This is a genomic window from Nonomuraea sp. NPDC059023 (genome assembly GCF_042740095.1).
In the GTDB taxonomy this organism is placed as follows: domain Bacteria; phylum Actinomycetota; class Actinomycetes; order Streptosporangiales; family Streptosporangiaceae; genus Nonomuraea.
This window is the reverse complement of sequence record NZ_JBHYIO010000011.1, coordinates 15,798-31,518: the sequence shown is the minus strand read 5'-3', so window position 1 is coordinate 31,518 and position 15,721 is coordinate 15,798. Positions and strand designations below refer to the sequence as shown.

The 15,721-nt window shown below is 70.1% G+C and carries 22 protein-coding genes; 12 read left to right on the top strand and 10 right to left on the bottom strand.

Annotated features, from left to right (window positions below; all coding sequences use genetic code 11):
• The first annotated feature begins 17 nt into the window (after positions 1-17).
• The 3 genes from ACFWYW_RS19955 to ACFWYW_RS19945 are packed head-to-tail and all read left to right on the top strand — an operon-like array spanning position 18 to position 1,758.
• Positions 18-920, top strand: coding sequence for a TetR/AcrR family transcriptional regulator C-terminal domain-containing protein (locus tag ACFWYW_RS19955; protein ID WP_379622712.1), 903 nt, complete (start codon positions 18-20; stop codon positions 918-920).
• Between the two features lie 27 nt (positions 921-947).
• The gene (locus tag ACFWYW_RS19950; protein WP_379622710.1) at positions 948-1,547 is read left to right on the top strand and encodes a DUF2975 domain-containing protein; all 600 of its coding nucleotides are present in this window, start codon (positions 948-950) and stop codon (positions 1,545-1,547) included.
• A gap of 1 nt (position 1,548) precedes the next feature.
• Positions 1,549-1,758: a helix-turn-helix domain-containing protein gene (locus ACFWYW_RS19945; RefSeq protein ID WP_379622708.1), complete on the top strand. Its 210-nt coding sequence runs from the start codon at positions 1,549-1,551 to the stop codon at positions 1,756-1,758.
• 2 nt (positions 1,759-1,760) lie between these two features.
• Here the strand turns inward: ACFWYW_RS19945 and ACFWYW_RS19940 are convergent, their stop codons facing one another.
• On the bottom strand, positions 1,761-2,495 hold the full coding sequence (locus ACFWYW_RS19940; RefSeq protein ID WP_379622706.1) for an alanyl-tRNA editing protein: 735 nt from the start codon (positions 2,493-2,495) through the stop codon (positions 1,761-1,763).
• Positions 2,496-2,525: 30 nt separating this feature from the next.
• On the opposite strand from ACFWYW_RS19940, the gene ACFWYW_RS19935 reads away from it, so the two are divergent.
• Positions 2,526-3,227, top strand: a complete 702-nt coding sequence (locus ACFWYW_RS19935) for an SGNH/GDSL hydrolase family protein (protein ID WP_379622703.1) — start codon at positions 2,526-2,528, stop codon at positions 3,225-3,227.
• On the opposite strand, the gene ACFWYW_RS19930 is transcribed toward ACFWYW_RS19935, so the two are convergent.
• The 5 genes from ACFWYW_RS19930 to ACFWYW_RS19910 all read right to left on the bottom strand — a co-directional run bounded on the left by ACFWYW_RS19930 (position 3,212) and on the right by ACFWYW_RS19910 (position 5,927).
• Complete coding sequence (locus tag ACFWYW_RS19930; RefSeq protein WP_379622701.1) at positions 3,212-3,580, bottom strand: DUF2516 family protein; 369 nt, start codon at positions 3,578-3,580, stop codon at positions 3,212-3,214. The genes ACFWYW_RS19935 and ACFWYW_RS19930 overlap by 16 nt on opposite strands.
• Before the next feature lie 110 nt (positions 3,581-3,690).
• Entirely contained in the window at positions 3,691-4,110 is a 420-nt protein-coding gene (locus ACFWYW_RS19925; RefSeq protein WP_379622699.1) for a hypothetical protein, read from the bottom strand.
• Between the two features lie 3 nt (positions 4,111-4,113).
• A complete protein-coding gene (locus tag ACFWYW_RS19920; protein WP_379622697.1) occupies positions 4,114-4,605 on the bottom strand; it encodes a helix-turn-helix domain-containing protein in 492 nt (163 codons plus the stop codon).
• A 60-nt stretch (positions 4,606-4,665) separates the two neighbouring features.
• Positions 4,666-5,574, bottom strand: a complete 909-nt coding sequence (locus tag ACFWYW_RS19915; RefSeq protein ID WP_379622695.1) for a M56 family metallopeptidase — start codon at positions 5,572-5,574, stop codon at positions 4,666-4,668.
• Positions 5,571-5,927, bottom strand: coding sequence for a BlaI/MecI/CopY family transcriptional regulator (locus tag ACFWYW_RS19910; protein WP_379622693.1), 357 nt, complete (start codon positions 5,925-5,927; stop codon positions 5,571-5,573). The genes ACFWYW_RS19915 and ACFWYW_RS19910 overlap by 4 nt, the downstream gene beginning before the upstream one ends.
• A gap of 54 nt (positions 5,928-5,981) precedes the next feature.
• Here ACFWYW_RS19910 and ACFWYW_RS19905 point away from each other — a divergent pair, with 54 nt between their 5' ends.
• Complete coding sequence (locus ACFWYW_RS19905; RefSeq protein ID WP_379622691.1) at positions 5,982-6,506, top strand: O-acetyl-ADP-ribose deacetylase; 525 nt, start codon at positions 5,982-5,984, stop codon at positions 6,504-6,506.
• Positions 6,507-6,545: 39 nt separating this feature from the next.
• On the opposite strand, the gene ACFWYW_RS19900 is transcribed toward ACFWYW_RS19905, so the two are convergent.
• Positions 6,546-7,331, bottom strand: a complete 786-nt coding sequence (locus ACFWYW_RS19900; RefSeq protein ID WP_379622689.1) for a class I SAM-dependent methyltransferase — start codon at positions 7,329-7,331, stop codon at positions 6,546-6,548.
• Positions 7,324-8,067 carry an SDR family NAD(P)-dependent oxidoreductase gene (locus ACFWYW_RS19895; protein ID WP_379622686.1) on the bottom strand — a complete coding sequence of 248 codons (744 nt, stop codon included), beginning with the start codon at positions 8,065-8,067 and terminating at the stop codon, positions 7,324-7,326. The genes ACFWYW_RS19900 and ACFWYW_RS19895 overlap by 8 nt, the downstream gene beginning before the upstream one ends.
• 536 nt (positions 8,068-8,603) lie before the next feature.
• Here ACFWYW_RS19895 and mshA point away from each other — a divergent pair.
• From mshA to ACFWYW_RS19880, 3 genes are read left to right on the top strand one after another with little or no spacing between them, the layout of a single operon-like run.
• Entirely contained in the window at positions 8,604-9,887 is a 1,284-nt protein-coding gene (gene mshA / locus ACFWYW_RS19890; RefSeq protein ID WP_379622684.1) for a D-inositol-3-phosphate glycosyltransferase, read from the top strand.
• 10 nt (positions 9,888-9,897) lie between these two features.
• The gene (locus ACFWYW_RS19885; protein WP_379622682.1) at positions 9,898-10,377 is read left to right on the top strand and encodes a YbjN domain-containing protein; all 480 of its coding nucleotides are present in this window, start codon (positions 9,898-9,900) and stop codon (positions 10,375-10,377) included.
• A gap of 10 nt (positions 10,378-10,387) precedes the next feature.
• Positions 10,388-11,125 carry a phosphoglyceromutase gene (locus ACFWYW_RS19880; RefSeq protein ID WP_379622680.1) on the top strand — a complete coding sequence of 246 codons (738 nt, stop codon included), beginning with the start codon at positions 10,388-10,390 and terminating at the stop codon, positions 11,123-11,125.
• 49 nt (positions 11,126-11,174) lie between these two features.
• Here ACFWYW_RS19880 and phoU read toward each other — a convergent pair whose 3' ends face one another.
• Positions 11,175-11,819 (bottom strand): phosphate signaling complex protein PhoU, encoded by a 645-nt coding sequence (gene phoU, locus ACFWYW_RS19875; RefSeq protein ID WP_379622678.1) that lies wholly within the window; start codon positions 11,817-11,819, stop codon positions 11,175-11,177.
• Between the two features lie 123 nt (positions 11,820-11,942).
• On the opposite strand from phoU, the gene ACFWYW_RS19870 reads away from it, so the two are divergent.
• The gene (locus tag ACFWYW_RS19870; RefSeq protein ID WP_379622676.1) at positions 11,943-13,121 is read left to right on the top strand and encodes a sensor histidine kinase; all 1,179 of its coding nucleotides are present in this window, start codon (positions 11,943-11,945) and stop codon (positions 13,119-13,121) included.
• Positions 13,118-13,810 carry a response regulator transcription factor gene (locus ACFWYW_RS19865; RefSeq protein ID WP_184958198.1) on the top strand — a complete coding sequence of 231 codons (693 nt, stop codon included), beginning with the start codon at positions 13,118-13,120 and terminating at the stop codon, positions 13,808-13,810. Before ACFWYW_RS19870 ends, ACFWYW_RS19865 begins: the two co-directional genes overlap by 4 nt.
• A gap of 65 nt (positions 13,811-13,875) precedes the next feature.
• Here ACFWYW_RS19865 and ACFWYW_RS19860 read toward each other — a convergent pair whose 3' ends face one another.
• Positions 13,876-14,448: a copper chaperone PCu(A)C gene (locus ACFWYW_RS19860; protein WP_379622674.1), complete on the bottom strand. Its 573-nt coding sequence runs from the start codon at positions 14,446-14,448 to the stop codon at positions 13,876-13,878.
• Between the two features lie 242 nt (positions 14,449-14,690).
• Between ACFWYW_RS19860 and ACFWYW_RS19855 the strand changes: the two genes are divergently transcribed.
• Together ACFWYW_RS19855 and ispF are read left to right on the top strand one after the other, a co-directional pair.
• Complete coding sequence (locus tag ACFWYW_RS19855; protein ID WP_030451583.1) at positions 14,691-15,173, top strand: CarD family transcriptional regulator; 483 nt, start codon at positions 14,691-14,693, stop codon at positions 15,171-15,173.
• 17 nt (positions 15,174-15,190) lie between these two features.
• A complete protein-coding gene (gene ispF / locus ACFWYW_RS19850; RefSeq protein ID WP_379622672.1) occupies positions 15,191-15,652 on the top strand; it encodes a 2-C-methyl-D-erythritol 2,4-cyclodiphosphate synthase in 462 nt (153 codons plus the stop codon).
• Positions 15,653-15,721 lie beyond the last annotated feature (69 nt).

Below are 15,721 nucleotides of genomic sequence, written 5' to 3'. Positions count from 1 at the left end.
CTAGAACAGGAGGCTCCATGACCCCGCCATACATCCGGATCGTGGCCGACATCAAGCGGCGCGTCGCAGAAGGCGAGCTGAAGCCGGGTGACAAGGTCCCGTCCACGCGCGGCCTGGCCCGCGACTGGAACGTCGCGCTGGCCACGGCGGCCAAGGCGCTGACCCTCCTGGCTCAGGAGGGCGTGATCACGTCCGAGCCCCGGGTCGGCAGCACCGTCGCCGGCGCCGCCCGCGACCGCGCGCCCACCCCCTCCGACCTCACCCGCGAGCGGATCGTCAGGGTCGCCATCGAGATCGCCGACGCCGAGGGCCTGGCCGCCCTGTCCATGCGCGGCATCGCCGCCAAGACCGGCGCCGCCACCATGTCGCTCTACCGTCACGTGGGCGGCAAGGAGGACCTGGTACGGCTGATGGCCGACGCCGCCTACGGCGAGTTCGACTACCCGGAGCCGCTGCCGGAGGGCTGGCGGGCCCGCTTCGAGCTGTCGGCGCGCGGCCTGTGGTCCCTGTACCGCCGCCACCCCTGGCTGCCGCACGTCACCGCGCTGACCCGGCCGCTGATCCTGCCCAACCTGATGCGGCATGCCGAGTACGCCCTGGCCTCCCTGGACGGCTACGGACTCGACGCCATGACCAGGCAGAACATCCACGTGCTCATCTACAACTACGTGCAGGGCGTGGCCGTACACCTGGAGCGGGAAACTCAGCAGGACGCGGCGACCGGCATGGGCGACGACGAGTGGATGGACGCGCAGGGGCCCGGCCTGGAGGAGCTGCGGGACTCCGGCGCCTACCCGCACTTCGCCGCCGTCGTCGCCGGGCTGGGCGACGACTACGACCTCGACCTCGACGCCTTCTTCGAGTTCGGCCTGACCCCGCTCCTGAACGGCCTGGCGACCCTCATCGAGCCCTCGACATAACGACTTTCGTTATTTACGATAATCGTTATGCGATGGATCACCAGACTTGAGATCACGTTCAGCATCGGCTTCGTCCTGGGCTGCCTGGGCGCCTTGGCGATGCTGGTCCAGGCGGCCGGCATGGCGTTCGCGGGCACGGCCGGCGGCATCGGGGTCGCCCTCAACGTCCCCGGCGCCCCGCCCGCCGGCATGCTGGCCGAGGGGGCGGCCTACGTGGGCTCCGGCGCCGAGGTGGTGGTGCGGCCCGTGGACACTTCGCCCGCGATCGCCGGCCTCTATCTCCTGGACACGCTGCCCGGCGTCGTCACCGGCCTGCTGGCGGTGGGGATCCTCATCCGCGTGCTGCGCCAGGCCAGGTCCGGCGACCGCGCGCTGTTCTCCGCCGGCACCGCCGGCCACCTGAGCAGGCTCGGCTGGGTCCTCATCGCCGGGTCGATCGCCGCCGCGCTCCTCGGCTGGCTGGCCAAGACGCTACTGTCGTCCATGTTGCTCGCCGAGAGCTTCATGTTCCAGCCGCTTCCCGGCGGCGGCCTGATCGGCGTCGTGGCCGGCGCGGCGGCCCTGGGCATCGCGGAGATCGTCCGCCGGGGCCTGGCCCTGCTCCAAGAGGTCGAGGCCACCATCTGACATGCCGATTCGCATCCGACTCGACGAGCTGCTCAAAGAGCGCGAGATGACGCTCACCGAGCTGTCGCACCGCGTGGAGATCACCGTCGTCAACCTGTCGATACTCAAGAACGGCCACGCCAAGGCCATCAGGTTCTCCACGCTGGTCCGCCTGTGCGCGGCGCTGGAGTGCCAGCCGGGCGACCTGCTGGCTTACGACCCGGAGGCGTGAGGTCAGTCGGAGATCGCGATGCGCAGGCGGCGGAAGCCCTTGCCCTTGCTCTCGATCTTGGTGACCTTGATCCGGCCGATCTGGGCGGTGGAGCCCACGTGGGTGCCGCCGTCGGCCTGGGTGTCGAGGCCCACGATGTCCACGATGCGTACCTCCTCGACCTCTTCCGGGACGAGGTTGGTGGCGGTGCGGATGATGTCGGGGATGTCGAACGCCTCCTTGCGCGGCAGCACCCGGATGTCGATGCGCCGGTCGGCGGAGACCTCGGCGTTGCAGGCGTCCTCGACCGCCTCCTTGAAGCCCGGCGGGACCTCGGGGAGGTTGAAGTCCATGCGGGCGGTGAACGGCTCCATGTTCCCGCCCGTGACCAGCGAGCCGTAGTCGCGGAAGACCACCCCGCACAGCACGTGCAGCCCCGAGTGCGTGCGCATCAGCGCGGAACGCCGCTCGTCGGCCACCGCGGCGCGCACCACCGTGCCCACCGGGGGCACCGGATCGCCCTCGGCCGGGATCAGGTGGAGATCGTCGCCTTTGCGTACCCCGGCGATCCGGGTTTCCACGCCCAGCCAGATCAGAACTCCGTGATCCGCCGGCTGACCGCCGCCGCCTGGGTAGAATGCCGACCTGCTCAACACGATCCCGTCGGGCGTCGAGTCCAGCACGACAGCCTCGAATTCGCGCAGGTTCTGGTCGGACAGCTCGAGACGCTCAGTGCGCCCGTAGAGGTCGGAGCTCATGTCCGGCAGCTTAGAGCCCATGAGGTGGTCATGCGCGGCCTGATGCATCGACGGCTGATCGCACCGGCCGCCCTGATGATGGCGTTTTGTACCGGATGCGGCAGCGCGGTGGGTGAAACGGCGGGCCCGGACCCGACTCCGGTCCAGCAGAAGTCCGCGCCGGTGCTCATGTTCGTCGGCGACAGCTTCACCGTCGGCTCCGGCCCCGTCCCCACCTGGAGCTCCTACGCCGCCGCGACCGCCCGCCTGCTCGGCTGGCAGCCCGTGATCGCCGGCGCGGGCGGCACCGGCTACATCAACAAGGGCCGCGTCGGCCGCAGCTTCCAGGACTCCTTCGACGCCGAGCTCTCCTGGCGCCCCGCCCCCGACCTGCTCGTCATCTCCGGCGGCCACAACGACCGCCGCTGGCCCACCCTGGGCGTACGGCGGGCCGCCGCCACACTCCTCTGGACCGCCCGCGCACGCTGGCCCGAGACCCGCGTGGTCATGGTCGGCCCGATCTGGCTGGCCGACGCCCCGCCCAAGGCCTACGCCGTACGCGACGCCCTGGCCGAGGTCGCCGCCCGCGAGGGTGTCATGTTCCTGGACCCGCTGAAGCAGCGCTGGGTCACCGGCCGCCGCTCCGAGGTCCTGCTCCCGGACGGCGTCCACCCCACCTTCACCGGCCACGCCCGCCTGGCCAAGTGGCTGTCGGCGGCGCTAGGCCCGGCGGTGGTTCACCAGGGGCCGTAGGGGCCGTTGTTGCCGCCCCTGCCGCCCATGCCCTTCACGGCGGGCTTGACGTCCACGATGTACACCGTGGCCGCGATCACCGCGAGGATCGAGAAGATGCCCAGGCCGATGCCGATGAACGCGGCCCCGCCGACCACCATGAAGGCGTTGAAGTAGGACCAGGCGCCGGCGGCCGAGAACAGGGTGGCCAGGCCGAGGATCAGCAGCCACAGGTTCTTCTGCAGTTTGCCGGCCGAGACGAAGGCGTTCGGCGTCACCCGCACCGCGTGGACCAGCGCGTAGACCGACATGCCGAAGATGCCCGTGGCCAGCACCAGGAAAAGAAGGTTGAGAACGCCGTTGATCATGCTCATGTTGGCTCCGCCCCAGGCTGCGTTGTCGGGCCCAGCCTAGTGCGCAACTCGGGCACGCGGGCAACGAAAGAGCCCGCCCCGGACCGGGACGGGCTCATCGCGCCGCACGCTCAGGCCTTGGCCTTGGGGGTGCGGGTGGTCTTCTTGGCGGGAGCGACGGGGGCGGCGGCAGCCGGCTCGGCGGCCTCGGAGACCTCTTCCAGCTCCAGCGCGGCCTCGCCGCTGACCTTGCTGACGACCTTGCGGCCACGGCTGGCGAACTCCTCGTAGACCTCGGTGGCCTTGTGACCGAGCTCACCGGCGTAGGCGCGGGCCTTCTCGGGAAAGTCCTTGGCGAAGCCCTCGGCCTTGCCGGTGAGCTCACGGGCCCGCTCCGGCAGGTCCTTGGCGATCTCGGTGCGGCGGGCCTGCAGCTTCTGGAGCTGCTCGGGCAGCTCACGCAGCTTCTCCACCGCGAAGTCGCCGGCGCCGGCGACCGCGTAGAACGGCTTGGACTCGGTCAGCTTCTTGACCTCGGTTGCAAGCGTCATGGGTTAACCTTCCTTGGTTTCCTGGGTGACGGTGCCGTTGCCGGGGTTCGCCGCGAAGGGCTCCAGGGCGGCGAGAAAATCCCCGGGCAGCGGTTCGTCGTCCGATTCCGGGTCACGCTGGGGATGGGCATTCTGGGAGGTCTGCTCGTCCCCGGCGTGGTTCTCCTTACGAAACGACTCATAGATATCAATGAGCACCTGGCGTTGCCGCCCGGTGATGTGCGTGTCGGCCCGGATCGCCGCTTCGACGTCGCTCGGCGGCTCTTTGTCCTCGATGAGACCCGCCTGCACGTAGAGCGCCTGCGCCGAGATGTGGAGACCCTTCGCGATCTGGTTGAGGATCTCCGCGCTCGGCTTGCGCAGCCCGCGCTCGATCTGGCTGAGGTAGGGGTTGGAGACCCCCGCCGCGGCGGCAAGCTGGCGCAGCGAGATCTTCGCCTGCTGCCGCTGCTCGCGGATGTACTCGCCGATCGAGCCGACCTTGGGTAGTGCCATGCCTGCATTCTGCCCCAAAGTGCTTGCAATTGCAAACGCGGAGCTAGCAGCTGCAAGCACTCAGAGCGGGATCACCCAGAGGCTGGCCGCGGAGGCCAGCAGCGCGGCCGACAGGCCGAGGTAGCCGTAGCGGAAGTGGGGCTTCAGCTCGGGATCGGGCTTGACCAGGCGGTTCACGCGGGCCATGACGTTGGCCGCGGTCACGCTGCCCAGCATTCCGTGTGGGGTGGGCATGGCGCCGGCCGTACCGAAGCGCAGGAGGGCGGTGGCGAGACGGCGGGGTGAGCAGTAGCGGCGGGCGCGGTCGTCGGCGGCCATCTCCACCAGCAGCTCGACCTGGGCCTGAGCGTCGCGCACGACCTTCGACCAGGGCAGCACGCGGCGCAGCGCGCCGAACGGCAGCAGCACCAGGTCGTGGCGCTCGCGCACGTGCGCGGCCTCGTGGGCGAGCACGGCGGTCAGCTCGTCGTCGGACAGCAGTTCCATCGCGCCGGCGCTGATCACGACCTGCGAGCGCAGGCCGGGCACGCAGTAGGCGGCGGCGCCGGGATGGTCGAGCACGCGCACGCCCGGCACGAACGGGTCGTCGCGCGCGATGAGCGCCAGCAGCGTGCGGTGGCGGCGGCGGGCGCGCAGCGTCTGCGCGGCCGCGGTCAGGGTCACGGCCACGAGTACGGCCAGCGCGGTCAGCCCCGCGACCAGCGCGAACAGATGCGGCCCGTCCCAGGGCTCCACCGGTTCGCGGCCCTGGGCGACGGCGATCAGCCCGTGCAGGAGCCCGCGGTCATAGGGCTGGACGGCGTACGCCAGCATCGAGCCGGTGGTCGCCAGCCCCCAGGCCAGCCCGAGCGCCTGCCACAGGACGATGGCCACGCGGGGCGCGCGGTAGGTCCAGCGCGCGGAGGTGAAACGCCAAGCACCGAGCGCGCACGCGGTCGCGAGCGCAGCCAGCGCGGCGGCGGTGATCACTCGTCCTCCAGCTCCGTAAGGGCCTTGCGCAGGATCTCCGCCTCGGAGGCGGGGACCGCCTGTGCGAAGCGGGTCAGGGCGGCCGAGCGGTCGCCCGTCATTTCCAGAGCCTCCAGCATAAGCTCGGCGATGTACGTGTCGCGGCTTTCCGCCGGTTCGTAACGCCATGCGCGCCCGTCGCGGATGCGCTCAAGGAAGCCCTTGCGGGTAAGACGGTCGAGAACGGTCATGACCGTGGTGGGCGCGAGATCGCGTTCGGCGATGAGCCGGCCGACCTCGCGGGCTGTCAGCGGGCTGCTCTGCGCCCAGAGGATGTCCATGATGCTGCGCTCTAGCTCGCCAAGACCCTTCACACGCTCCAGCGTAGTACTACAGGTTGTCGAGCAGCCATTCGGGAGGTCGGTGAGATGGACGTCACTCTGGTACAGGGAGATATCACCACGCAGGAGGTCGACGCCGTGGTGAACGCCGCGAACTCCTCGCTCCTGGGCGGCGGCGGAGTGGACGGCGCCATCCATCGGCGGGGTGGTCCCGAGATCCTGGAGGAGTGCCGTCGGCTGCGCGCCTCCTACCACGGGGGCGGGCTGCCCACCGGTCAGGCCGTCGCCACGACCGCGGGACGGCTGCCGGCCCGCTGGGTCATCCACACGGTCGGGCCCGTGTACACGCCGGGGGAGGACCGCTCGGCGCTGCTGGCCTCCTGCCACCGCGAGTCGCTGCGGGTGGCCGACGAGCTCGGCGCGCGTACGGTCGCCTTCCCGGCGATCTCCACGGGCATCTTCGGCTGGCCGATGGCCGACGCCGCGGGGATCGCGATGGAAGCCGTCACGGCCGCGGAGACGTCGGTGGTGGAGGTGCGGTTCGTCCTCTTCGACGCCGCCGCTTACGACACCTTCAGCGACGTGATTATGAAATTTGCCAGGGAATCGTGACATCTCACGACTTGTCGAGTGAGGAGGGGCTGAGGAAGATCAACCAGTGGCGGACCAGGGGATGGTCAGCTCCCCGAGCCGCCACCTGGTCCGTCCGCCCAGAGGCGCATGCTGGGGGACGGGCCAGGTGGCTCCCAGCACCTCCACCGCCGCCAGCCAGCGCTGACGCAGGCCGTGCGCGCCGTACGGGGCGCTGACCGCCCAGGCGTGATCCCAGTCCTTGAGTAAGGCGTGGATGCGCTCACCGGGCACGTTGCGGTGAATGAGCGTCTTGGGCAGCCGGTCGGCCAGGTCGGATGGCCGCTCGAAGGCGTCGAACCTGGCCGAGAACGTCAGCGTCCGCGGGCCGTTTCTGTCCAGGCCCACCCAGACCGCCCGGTGCCCGACCTCCGAACACGTGCCCTCCACCAGCACGCCGCCGCTCGCGAGCTTGGCGCACAGCTCCTGCCAGTAGTGCCAGGCGTCGGCCTCGCCGTACTGGCGAAGGACGTTGAAGGCGCGCACCACGTCCGGCGGGCGCGGGACCGGCAGCTCGAAGCCGCCCAGCCGGAAGGACAACCCCTCGCGCTCGTACGGCCGCGCCAGCGCCACCCGAGCCGGATCGATCTCGATGCCGATCACCTCGACGTCGGGGCGGATCCTGCGCAACCGGGTGAACAACTCCAGCGTGGTCGTGTGCGAGGCCCCGTAGCCGAGATCGACCACCAGCGGGCGGGCGGCGGCGCGCAGGACGTTGCCGTGCACGGCGGCCAGCCAGCGATCGGCCCTGCGCAGCCGGTTGAACCCGGTCGTCCCTCTGGTGATCTCCCCGACCGGCCTACGCACTTACGCGGTGCACCTTGTGCTGGGCCGCCTGGGCGCGGGGGCGGATGACGAGGCGGTCGACGTTCACGTGCGCGGGACGGGTGACGCACCAGGCGATGGCGTCGGCCACGTCGTCGGAGGAAAGAGGGTCGGGCACGCCGGCGTACACGCGGGCGGCGGCCTCCGAGTCGCCCCGGAACCTGGTCACCGCGAACCCCTCCGACCGCACCATCCCCGGCGCGATCTCGATGACGCGCACCGGGCTGCCGACCAGTTCCAGGCGGAGGGTCTCGACCATCGCCGTCTGGGCGTGCTTGGCTGCGCAGTAGCCGCCGCCGCCCTCATAGGAGACCAGACCGGCGGTGGAGGTCAGCATGACCAGCACGCCGTCACCGGACTCGACCAGCTTCGGCAGGATCGCCTGCGTCACCCGGAGCGAACCGAGGACGTTGGTGTCGTACATGTTCTGCCAGTCCTCCAGCCGCGCCTCGGCCACGCTCTCCGTCCCGAGTGCGCCGCCCGCGTTGTTGACCAGCACGTCACAGCGCTCCAGCCCGGCCACGAAGGCGTCCACGGAAGGGCCGGAGGTGACATCCAGCTCCAGGGCCCGGATACCGGGGACCTCGGCGGCCAGCTTCTCCAGCCGGTCGAGCCGCCTGGCGCCCGCCACGACCTCGTACCCCTCCGCGGCCAGCCGCCGCGCGGTCGCCGCCCCGATGCCGCTGCTCGCACCGGTCACCACTGCCGTCTTCGTCATGCCACCCATCCTTCCACGCACCCCCACCCCCCACCCGGCCCCAGAACTCCCCCCATGCCCCGCCCCCCTCCCCACCACACCTCCCTCCCCGAACCCCGAGGCACCCACGGGAAGGCCCTCCGTCACCCGGACCCCCACCGGGAGTCCCTCCGGGACCCGGGAGACCACCGGGAGGCATAGCGCGATCCCGAGAGGCGGTGTCCCAGGGCCGATCACCTCCCGAGAGGCGGCCCGGGACACGGGCTCCTCCGGGGCGGGAAGCGGCGTCTGCCGCGAGCCTCGGGTCTCGGGGGGTGTGTCACGGGGCGTGGGCTGCTGGGCATGCGGCGTCCCCTGGGGCGTGGGAGGTGCCGGGGGTGGGTGGTTGGCGGGGCTTGGGTGGGTTTTGGGGGTGGGTCTGGGTGGGGGAGGTGGGGGCTGGGCTGGGGTTTTCAAGGGGGCGTAGGGGTGCCCCTGGGTTTGGTCTGGATGTTGGGTTGTCGGTGTTTGTCGGGAATGCGGCTTAGGTCCGCCTGGTTGTAGCCAGGTTGGAGGTGGTGACGTTGAGGCGTCGACGGGTCAACCGCGTGGCGACCATCAGCATGCACACATCCCCCCTGGACCAGCCGGGCACCGGTGATGCGGGTGGGATGAACGTGTACATCGTCGAATCCGCCAGACGACTGGCGGAGCTGGGCGTCGAGGTGGAGATCTTCACCCGGCAGACCGGCAGCGCCCTGCCTCCGGTGGCGGAGATCGCGCCGGGCGTCTCGGTCAGGCACGTGACGGCCGGGCCGTACGAGGAACTGGATCGCGCCGACATGCCCGGCCAGCTGTGCGCGTTCCTGTCGGGCGTGCTGCGGACCGAGGCCATGTACGACCCGGGCCGCTACGACGTCATCCACTCCCACTACTGGCTGTCGGGCCAGGTCGGCTGGCTGGCCAAGGAACGCTGGGGCGTCCCGCTGGTCCACACCATGCACACCATGGCCAAGGTCAAGAACCTCCTGCTCGCCTCCGGCGACCGCCCCGAGCCCCCCGCCCGCGTGCTGGGCGAGGAGCAGGTGGTGGAGGTCGCCGACCGCCTGGTCGCCAACACCTCCGACGAGGCGCGCGAGCTCAAGGACCTGTACGGCGCGCCGGACGACCGCGTGGCCGTCGTCAACCCGGGCGTCAACCTCACCGTCTTCCAGCCCGCCTCCCAGGGCGCGTCCCGGCGCAGGCTCGGGGTGAGGCAGGACGCGCACCTGCTGCTGTTCGTGGGCAGGATCCAGCCGCTCAAGGCACCCGACGTGCTCCTGCGCGCCGCGGCCCGCATGCTGATCGAGGACCCGTCGCTGCGCGAGCGCCTCGTGGTCGCCTGCGTCGGCGGCCCGTCGGGCAACGGCCTGGCCCGCCCGGACGTCCTCGTCGACCTGGCCGCCGAGCTGGGCATCGCCGACGTGGTCCGGCTCGTGCCGCCGGCGCCGCAGGAGGAGCTGGCCGACTGGTACCGGGCCGCCGACGTGACCGTGGTGCCCTCCCACAGCGAGTCGTTCGGCCTCGTCGCCCTGGAGTCCCAGGCTTGCGGCACCCCGGTGGCCGCGGCCTCGGTGGGCGGGTTGCGCACCGCCGTACGCGATGGAGTGTCAGGACTGCTCGTCGACGGCCACGACCCGCACGACTGGGCGCTGGCGCTGCGGCGCTTCGTCACCGCGCCGCGCTGGCGCGACGGCCTCGCGTCCGGCGCGCGCGCCCACGCCGCCGCCTTCGGCTGGCAGTCCACCGCCGCGCGCCTCATGGAGGTGTACGCGGGCGCCATGGCCCACCTCCACCGGATGCCGGTCGCCGTCAACTCGTAGGGTGTGGCACATGCGTGAGGTTGTGGAGGCGGCGTTGAAGGCCGCCGAGGTGCCCTTCGAGGAGGAACGGCCGGGCGCTTTCGTGGTCACCCTGCCCGGCAAGCGCAAGCTCGCCACCGTCACCTGGTTCGTCATCGGTGACCAGGCCATGCTGGTGGAGGCGTTCTTCTGCCGTCAGCCCGACGAGAACCACGCCGAGTTCTACCGCTTCCTGCTGTCGAAGAACGGCGGCATGTACGGCGTGCACTTCGCCCTGGACCCGGTGGGCGACGTCTACCTCGTCGGAAGAATCCCCCTTGACGCCATCAGCGAGCCGGAGATCGACCGGCTGCTCGGCTGCGTCCTGACCTACTCCGACGACTGGTTCAACACGGCACTCGAACTCGGCTTCGCCTCGACCATCAAGCGAGAGTGGGAATGGCGGGTCAAACGGGGCGAGTCGCTCAAGAACCTCCAGGCGTTCGCCCACTTCGCCGACCCCGGCTCCTAAGATTGTCGCCATGGCGACATTGGTACTGCTACGGCATGGCGAGAGCGATTGGAACGCTAAGGGGCTGTTCACCGGCTGGGTGGACGTGAGCCTTTCGGCCAAGGGCGAAGAGGAGGCCGGGCGCGGCGGACGCCTCCTGACCGAGGCCGGCGTCCTGCCGGACGTGGTCCACACGAGCCTGCTCGTCCGGGCCATCCAGACCGCGCAGCTCGCGCTGGGCGCGGCCGGGCTGGCGTGGCTGCCGGTCAAGCGTTCGTGGCGGCTGAACGAGCGCCACTACGGCGCGCTGCAGGGCAAGAACAAGGCGCAGACGCGCGAGGAGTTCGGCGAGGAGCAGTTCATGCTGTGGCGCCGCTCCTACGACACCCCGCCGCCGCCGATCGCCGACGACGACGAGTTCTCGCAGGCCGGCGACGCCCGCTACGCCCAGCTGCCGGACGAGCTGCGGCCGCGTACCGAGTGCCTGAAGGACGTGGTGGATCGCATGCTGCCGTACTGGTACGACGAGATCGTGCCGGACCTGGCGGCGGGCCGTACCGTGCTGGTGGCCGCGCACGGCAACTCGCTGCGCGCGCTCGTCAAGCACCTCGACGGCATCTCCGACGCCGACATCGCGGGGCTGAACATCCCGACCGGCATCCCTCTGGTGTACGACCTGGACGCCGACTACAGGCCGGTCAAGAGCACCTACCTCGACCCGGACGCGGCCAAGGCGGCCATCGAGGCCGTGGCCAACCAGGGCCGCTGAAACATCCAAGGGGGCTACCCGCCGATCCGGGTAGCCCCGATCTGGTTTCCTAGCCGGGCCGGGAACCGGTGACGAGGTAGACGACGTCGCGGGCGACCCGTACCGAATGGTCGGCGTACCGCTCGTAGTAGCGGCCGATCAGCGTTATGTCGATCGCGGGCTCCACGCCGTGCGCCCAGTCCTTGGACAGGATCTTGCGGAACAGCCGCCGGTGCAGCCTGTCCATCGCGTCGTCGTCCTGCTCGAGCTCCAGCGCCGACTCCACGTCGCGGGAGGCGACGGAGCTGCCGGCCTTGGTGATGAGGTTCTCCGCGATCTGGCCCATCTCCAGGATGGTCGAGCGCATCTCCGGCGGGATGGCCGAGTCCGGGTGACGCAGGCGAGCGACCTTGGCCACGTGCCCGGCCAGGTCGCCCATACGTTCCAGGTCGGTGCCCATGCGCAGTGCGGTGATCACCATGCGGAGGTCGACGGCGACGGGCTGCTGCCGTGCCATCAGCTCGAAGATGGTGGTCTCGATCTCCGCGAAGAGCCTGTTCACCTCCTCGTCACGGGAGATGACGCTCTCGGCCAGCTGCAGGTCGGCGTCGAGGAGGGCGGTGGTGGCCCGCGAGATGGCGGACCGGACAAGCCTGGTCATTTCCACCAGTTTGTCCGTGAGGGAGTCAAGTTCTTCATGGTACGCGTCGCGCATGTCGTCACGGTACGTGTAGATCTGTGAACGAACCCCGACCGCAAGGTGAACTTTCCGGGAAAGGACCGTTCATCCGCAGGTAGAGGGTCTGTTACGTCTCCTGGGCCACCTACCATCGAAGACATGAGTGAGATGGCCCTGAGCTTCGCGGCCCTGGCCGGCTTCGTTGTCGGAGCCGTGGCCGTCCTCTTCTATCGCAACCAGATCGAGACGCGCGCCAGAGACGAGGACACCGACGACACCGAGACCGGTGCCCTGCCACAGGGCGTCGCCTCGGTTCTCGCGGTGCTGCCCTCCTCCGCCGTCGTCCTCGACGCCCACGACCGGGTGCTGCGCGCCAGCTCGGCCGCCCGCGCGTTCGGGCTGGTCAAGGGCGACCGCCTCATGGCCGCCGAACTCCTCGCGCTCGCCCGCCAGGTCCGCCGCGACGGCGAGATCCGGGAGAGCGAGATCGACGTGGCCGGCCACAAGTTCGGCCAGGAGACCACCTGCTTCGCGGTACGCGTGGCGCCGCTGGGCTCCCACGGACAGGTCCTGGTGCTGGCCGAGGACCAGACGGAACGCCGGCGGGTCGAGGCGGTACGCCGCGACTTCGTCGCCAACGTCAGCCACGAGCTCAAGACCCCCGTCGGCGCGCTCAGCCTGCTGGCCGAGACCATCCAGGACGCCGCCGACGACCCCGAGGCCGTCACCCGGTTCTCCGGCCGCATGCAGCACGAGGCGGCCCGGCTCACCTACCTCGTCCAGGACCTGATCACGCTCAGCAGGATCCAGGGCGCCGAACCCATCCCCACCCCCGGCCAGGTCGCCATCGACGAGGCCGTCAACGACGCCATCGACCACTGCAACACCAAGGCCGTCGCCAAGGACATCACCCTCGTCTCCGGCGGCACGGAAGGGCTGCGCATCTGGGGCGACGACGAACTCCTCGTCACCGCCCTGCGCAACCTCATCTCCAACGCCATCGCCTACAGCCCCGAGCACACCAGGGTCGTCGTCAGCGTCAGGCCGGCCGGCGACTCCGTCGAGATCAGCGTGAGCGACCAGGGCATCGGCATCCCGGAAGAGGCACTGGAGCGCATCTTCGAGCGCTTCTTCCGCGTCGACGCCGCCCGCTCACGCGCGACCGGCGGCACCGGCCTGGGCCTGGCCATCGTCAAGCACGTCGCCGTCGCCCACGCGGGCGAGGTGTCCGTGTGGAGCAAGGAAGGCTCCGGTTCGACGTTCACCCTCCGCCTGCCCGCGTTCGGCGGGACGGCGGTAGCCGTACCACCTTCGATTCCCCTGGAGGCAGTCCAATGACCCGCGTTCTCGTAGTGGAGGATGAGGAGTCGTTCTCCGACGCCCTTTCGTACATGCTCCGCAAGGAGGGCTTCGAGGTCTCCGTCGCCGCGACCGGCCCCGAAGCACTGGACACCTTCGACCGTAACGGCGCCGACCTGGTCCTGCTCGACCTGATGCTCCCCGGACTGCCCGGCACCGAAGTCTGCCGCTCGCTGCGCCAGCGCTCCAAGGTCCCGGTCATCATGCTGACCGCCAAGGACAGTGAGATCGACAAGGTGGTGGGGCTGGAGCTGGGCGCCGACGACTACGTCACCAAGCCCTTTTCCTCCCGCGAGCTGGTCGCCCGCATCCGGGCGGTCCTGCGCCGCCAGGGTGACGTCGTGGAGGAACTGGAGAGCGCCGTCCTGGCCGTCGGCCCGGTCCGCATGGACGTCGACCGGCACGTGGTCGCGGTCCGCGGCGAGCAGGTCCAGTTGCCGCTGAAGGAGTTCGAGCTGCTCGAGGTGCTGCTGCGCAACGCCGGCCGCGTCCTGACGCGTGGCCAGCTCATCGACCGGGTGTGGGGCGCCGACTACGTGGGCGACACCAAGACGCTCGACGTCCACGTGAAGCGGCTGCGCGCCAAGATCGAGGCCGATCCGTCCAACCCGCGCTGCATCCTCACGGTGCGCGGCCTCGGCTACAAGTTCGACGCCGTGGAGGAGTGACCGGCCTTCTCGCGCTCGCCTTCTCCGGTACGGCGGGCCGCCCGCCGTACCGGAGAAGAAGGCTTCTAGTGCCCGCCCGTCGTGGCCGTGTGGCTGGCGGAGGGCGAGGGGGACGGCGCGGGGGTGGCGCCGGGGGCCGCGGGGTAGGCGGCGAACTCGCGGCTGCGGGTGACCACCGGCACGTGCAGGTCGACCTGGCCCGCCTTGGCGAACTGGACCGACAACCGCACGCTCTCGCCGCCGTGCAGCGGCTTGGACAGGCCCTGGATGATGATCTGGGGCGTCGGCTTGCCGGTGCTGGTGAGCACGCCCGCCGGGATCGTGATGGGCGTCGCCAGCTTGGCCGCGCCGATGTCGGAGCTGACGGCCTGGATGGCGTCGCCCGCGGGGCTGATCACGTTGAGGTAGACGGGGGCCTGGCCGCCCTGGGCGAGCTGTGCGCCCGCGTCGGGGCCGAGGATGAACGCCTGGGGGATCTGGACGCCGCGGGCGCCGTACGCGCCGTTCTCGATGAGGGCACCGGCTTCGACGGGTGCGTACGGCTTGTTGGTGTTGGCGTCGAACCCAGCGGCACAGCCGGCCAGCACGGGGGCCGCGAGGAACGCGGCGGCGGCGACAATCCAGCGACGGCTGGTCACGGGGGTAACTCCTAGGTCTCGCGCGTGCGTGTGAGTGGGCAGCGCCCACCATATCCGGCCTATTCCATGGTCATATCCGCGCCCCTGCAGGTCATTCGGTATGTCAGCATTTGTGATTCACAGAGTTGAAGGGATGTCAACCCCTAATATGCGGCTTTGACCTGCAGTTATGGTGATTTCACTGTTCCGGGAGGCTGTGGATGCGTGGTACCCTGGAGTACAGCGGAAGGGGTACTTGTCACATGACTTTCCAGGTCGGCGACACTGTCGTCTACCCCCACCATGGGGCTGCTCGGATCGAAGCAATCACGACCCGAACCATCAAGGGTGAGGAAAAGACCTACCTGGTGCTCAAGGTCGACAAGGGCGACCTAACCGTCCAGGTGCCAGCAGAAAACGCAGAACTTGTCGGCGTACGTGATGTTGTCGGCCAGGAAGGCCTCGAGCGGGTTTTCGACGTTCTCAGGATGCCGCACACCGAGGAGCCGACCAACTGGTCTCGCCGTTACAAGGCCAATCTCGAGAAGCTCGCTTCCGGCGATGTCAACAAGGTCGCCGAGGTGGTTCGGGACCTGTGGCGGAGGGACCGCGAGCGCGGCCTTTCCGCGGGTGAGAAGCGCATGCTCGCCAAGGCCAGGCAGATTCTCGTGAGCGAGCTCGCACTCGCCGAGAAGACCAATGAGGACAAGGCCGAGGCCCTGCTCGACGAGGTTCTCAACTCCTGAACGCGCAACTTCCCCGGGTGGGCGTCGGTATCGACGTCCACCCGTTCGCATCTGGGCGCGAACTGTATCTCGCCGGCCTGCACTGGCCGGGCGAGACCGGGCTCGACGGCCATTCCGACGCGGACGCGGTCGCCCACGCGGCCTGCAACGCGCTGCTGTCGGCGGCCGGCATGGGCGATCTCGGCGCCGTCTTCGGCACCTCCGACCCCCGCTGGGCGGGCGCGTCCGGCGCGGTGCTGCTGGAGGAGACCGTACGCCTCGTGCACGAGGCCGGATTCCAGATCGGCAACGTGGCCGTCCAGGTGGTCGGCAACCGGCCCAAGCTGGCTCCGCGGCGCGCTGAGGCGGAGAAGGTCCTGAGCGCGATCGTGGGCGCTCCGGTGAGCGTCTCCGCGGCGACGACCGACGGGCTCGGCTTCACCGGCAGGGGCGAGGGAATCGGCGCCATCGCCACGGCTCTCGTGGTGAACCTCGCGTAGCCGTAAGGCGTCTTATGTCGGGATGCGTTGAGGTATCCCGGCGGGTGGTGCCCTTAGCCCGTCGACTCA

Bases quoted from the DNA above. Each gene is read 5' to 3' on its own strand.
- ACFWYW_RS19955 (WP_379622712.1), top strand. From the start codon at position 18: ATGACCCCGCCATACATCCGGATCGTGGCCGACATCAAGCGGCGCGTC.
- ACFWYW_RS19950 (WP_379622710.1), top strand. From the start codon at position 948: ATGCGATGGATCACCAGACTTGAGATCACGTTCAGCATCGGCTTCGTC.
- ACFWYW_RS19945 (WP_379622708.1), top strand. From the start codon at position 1,549: ATGCCGATTCGCATCCGACTCGACGAGCTGCTCAAAGAGCGCGAGATG.
- ACFWYW_RS19940 (WP_379622706.1), bottom strand. From the start codon at position 2,495: ATGAGCTCCGACCTCTACGGGCGCACTGAGCGTCTCGAGCTGTCCGAC.
- ACFWYW_RS19935 (WP_379622703.1), top strand. From the start codon at position 2,526: ATGCGCGGCCTGATGCATCGACGGCTGATCGCACCGGCCGCCCTGATG.
- ACFWYW_RS19930 (WP_379622701.1), bottom strand. From the start codon at position 3,580: ATGAGCATGATCAACGGCGTTCTCAACCTTCTTTTCCTGGTGCTGGCC.
- ACFWYW_RS19925 (WP_379622699.1), bottom strand. From the start codon at position 4,110: ATGACGCTTGCAACCGAGGTCAAGAAGCTGACCGAGTCCAAGCCGTTC.
- ACFWYW_RS19920 (WP_379622697.1), bottom strand. From the start codon at position 4,605: ATGGCACTACCCAAGGTCGGCTCGATCGGCGAGTACATCCGCGAGCAG.
- ACFWYW_RS19905 (WP_379622691.1), top strand. From the start codon at position 5,982: ATGGACGTCACTCTGGTACAGGGAGATATCACCACGCAGGAGGTCGAC.
- ACFWYW_RS19895 (WP_379622686.1), bottom strand. From the start codon at position 8,067: ATGACGAAGACGGCAGTGGTGACCGGTGCGAGCAGCGGCATCGGGGCG.
- ACFWYW_RS19885 (WP_379622682.1), top strand. From the start codon at position 9,898: ATGCGTGAGGTTGTGGAGGCGGCGTTGAAGGCCGCCGAGGTGCCCTTC.
- ACFWYW_RS19880 (WP_379622680.1), top strand. From the start codon at position 10,388: ATGGCGACATTGGTACTGCTACGGCATGGCGAGAGCGATTGGAACGCT.
- phoU (WP_379622678.1), bottom strand. From the start codon at position 11,819: ATGCGCGACGCGTACCATGAAGAACTTGACTCCCTCACGGACAAACTG.
- ACFWYW_RS19870 (WP_379622676.1), top strand. From the start codon at position 11,943: ATGAGTGAGATGGCCCTGAGCTTCGCGGCCCTGGCCGGCTTCGTTGTC.
- ACFWYW_RS19865 (WP_184958198.1), top strand. From the start codon at position 13,118: ATGACCCGCGTTCTCGTAGTGGAGGATGAGGAGTCGTTCTCCGACGCC.
- ACFWYW_RS19855 (WP_030451583.1), top strand. From the start codon at position 14,691: ATGACTTTCCAGGTCGGCGACACTGTCGTCTACCCCCACCATGGGGCT.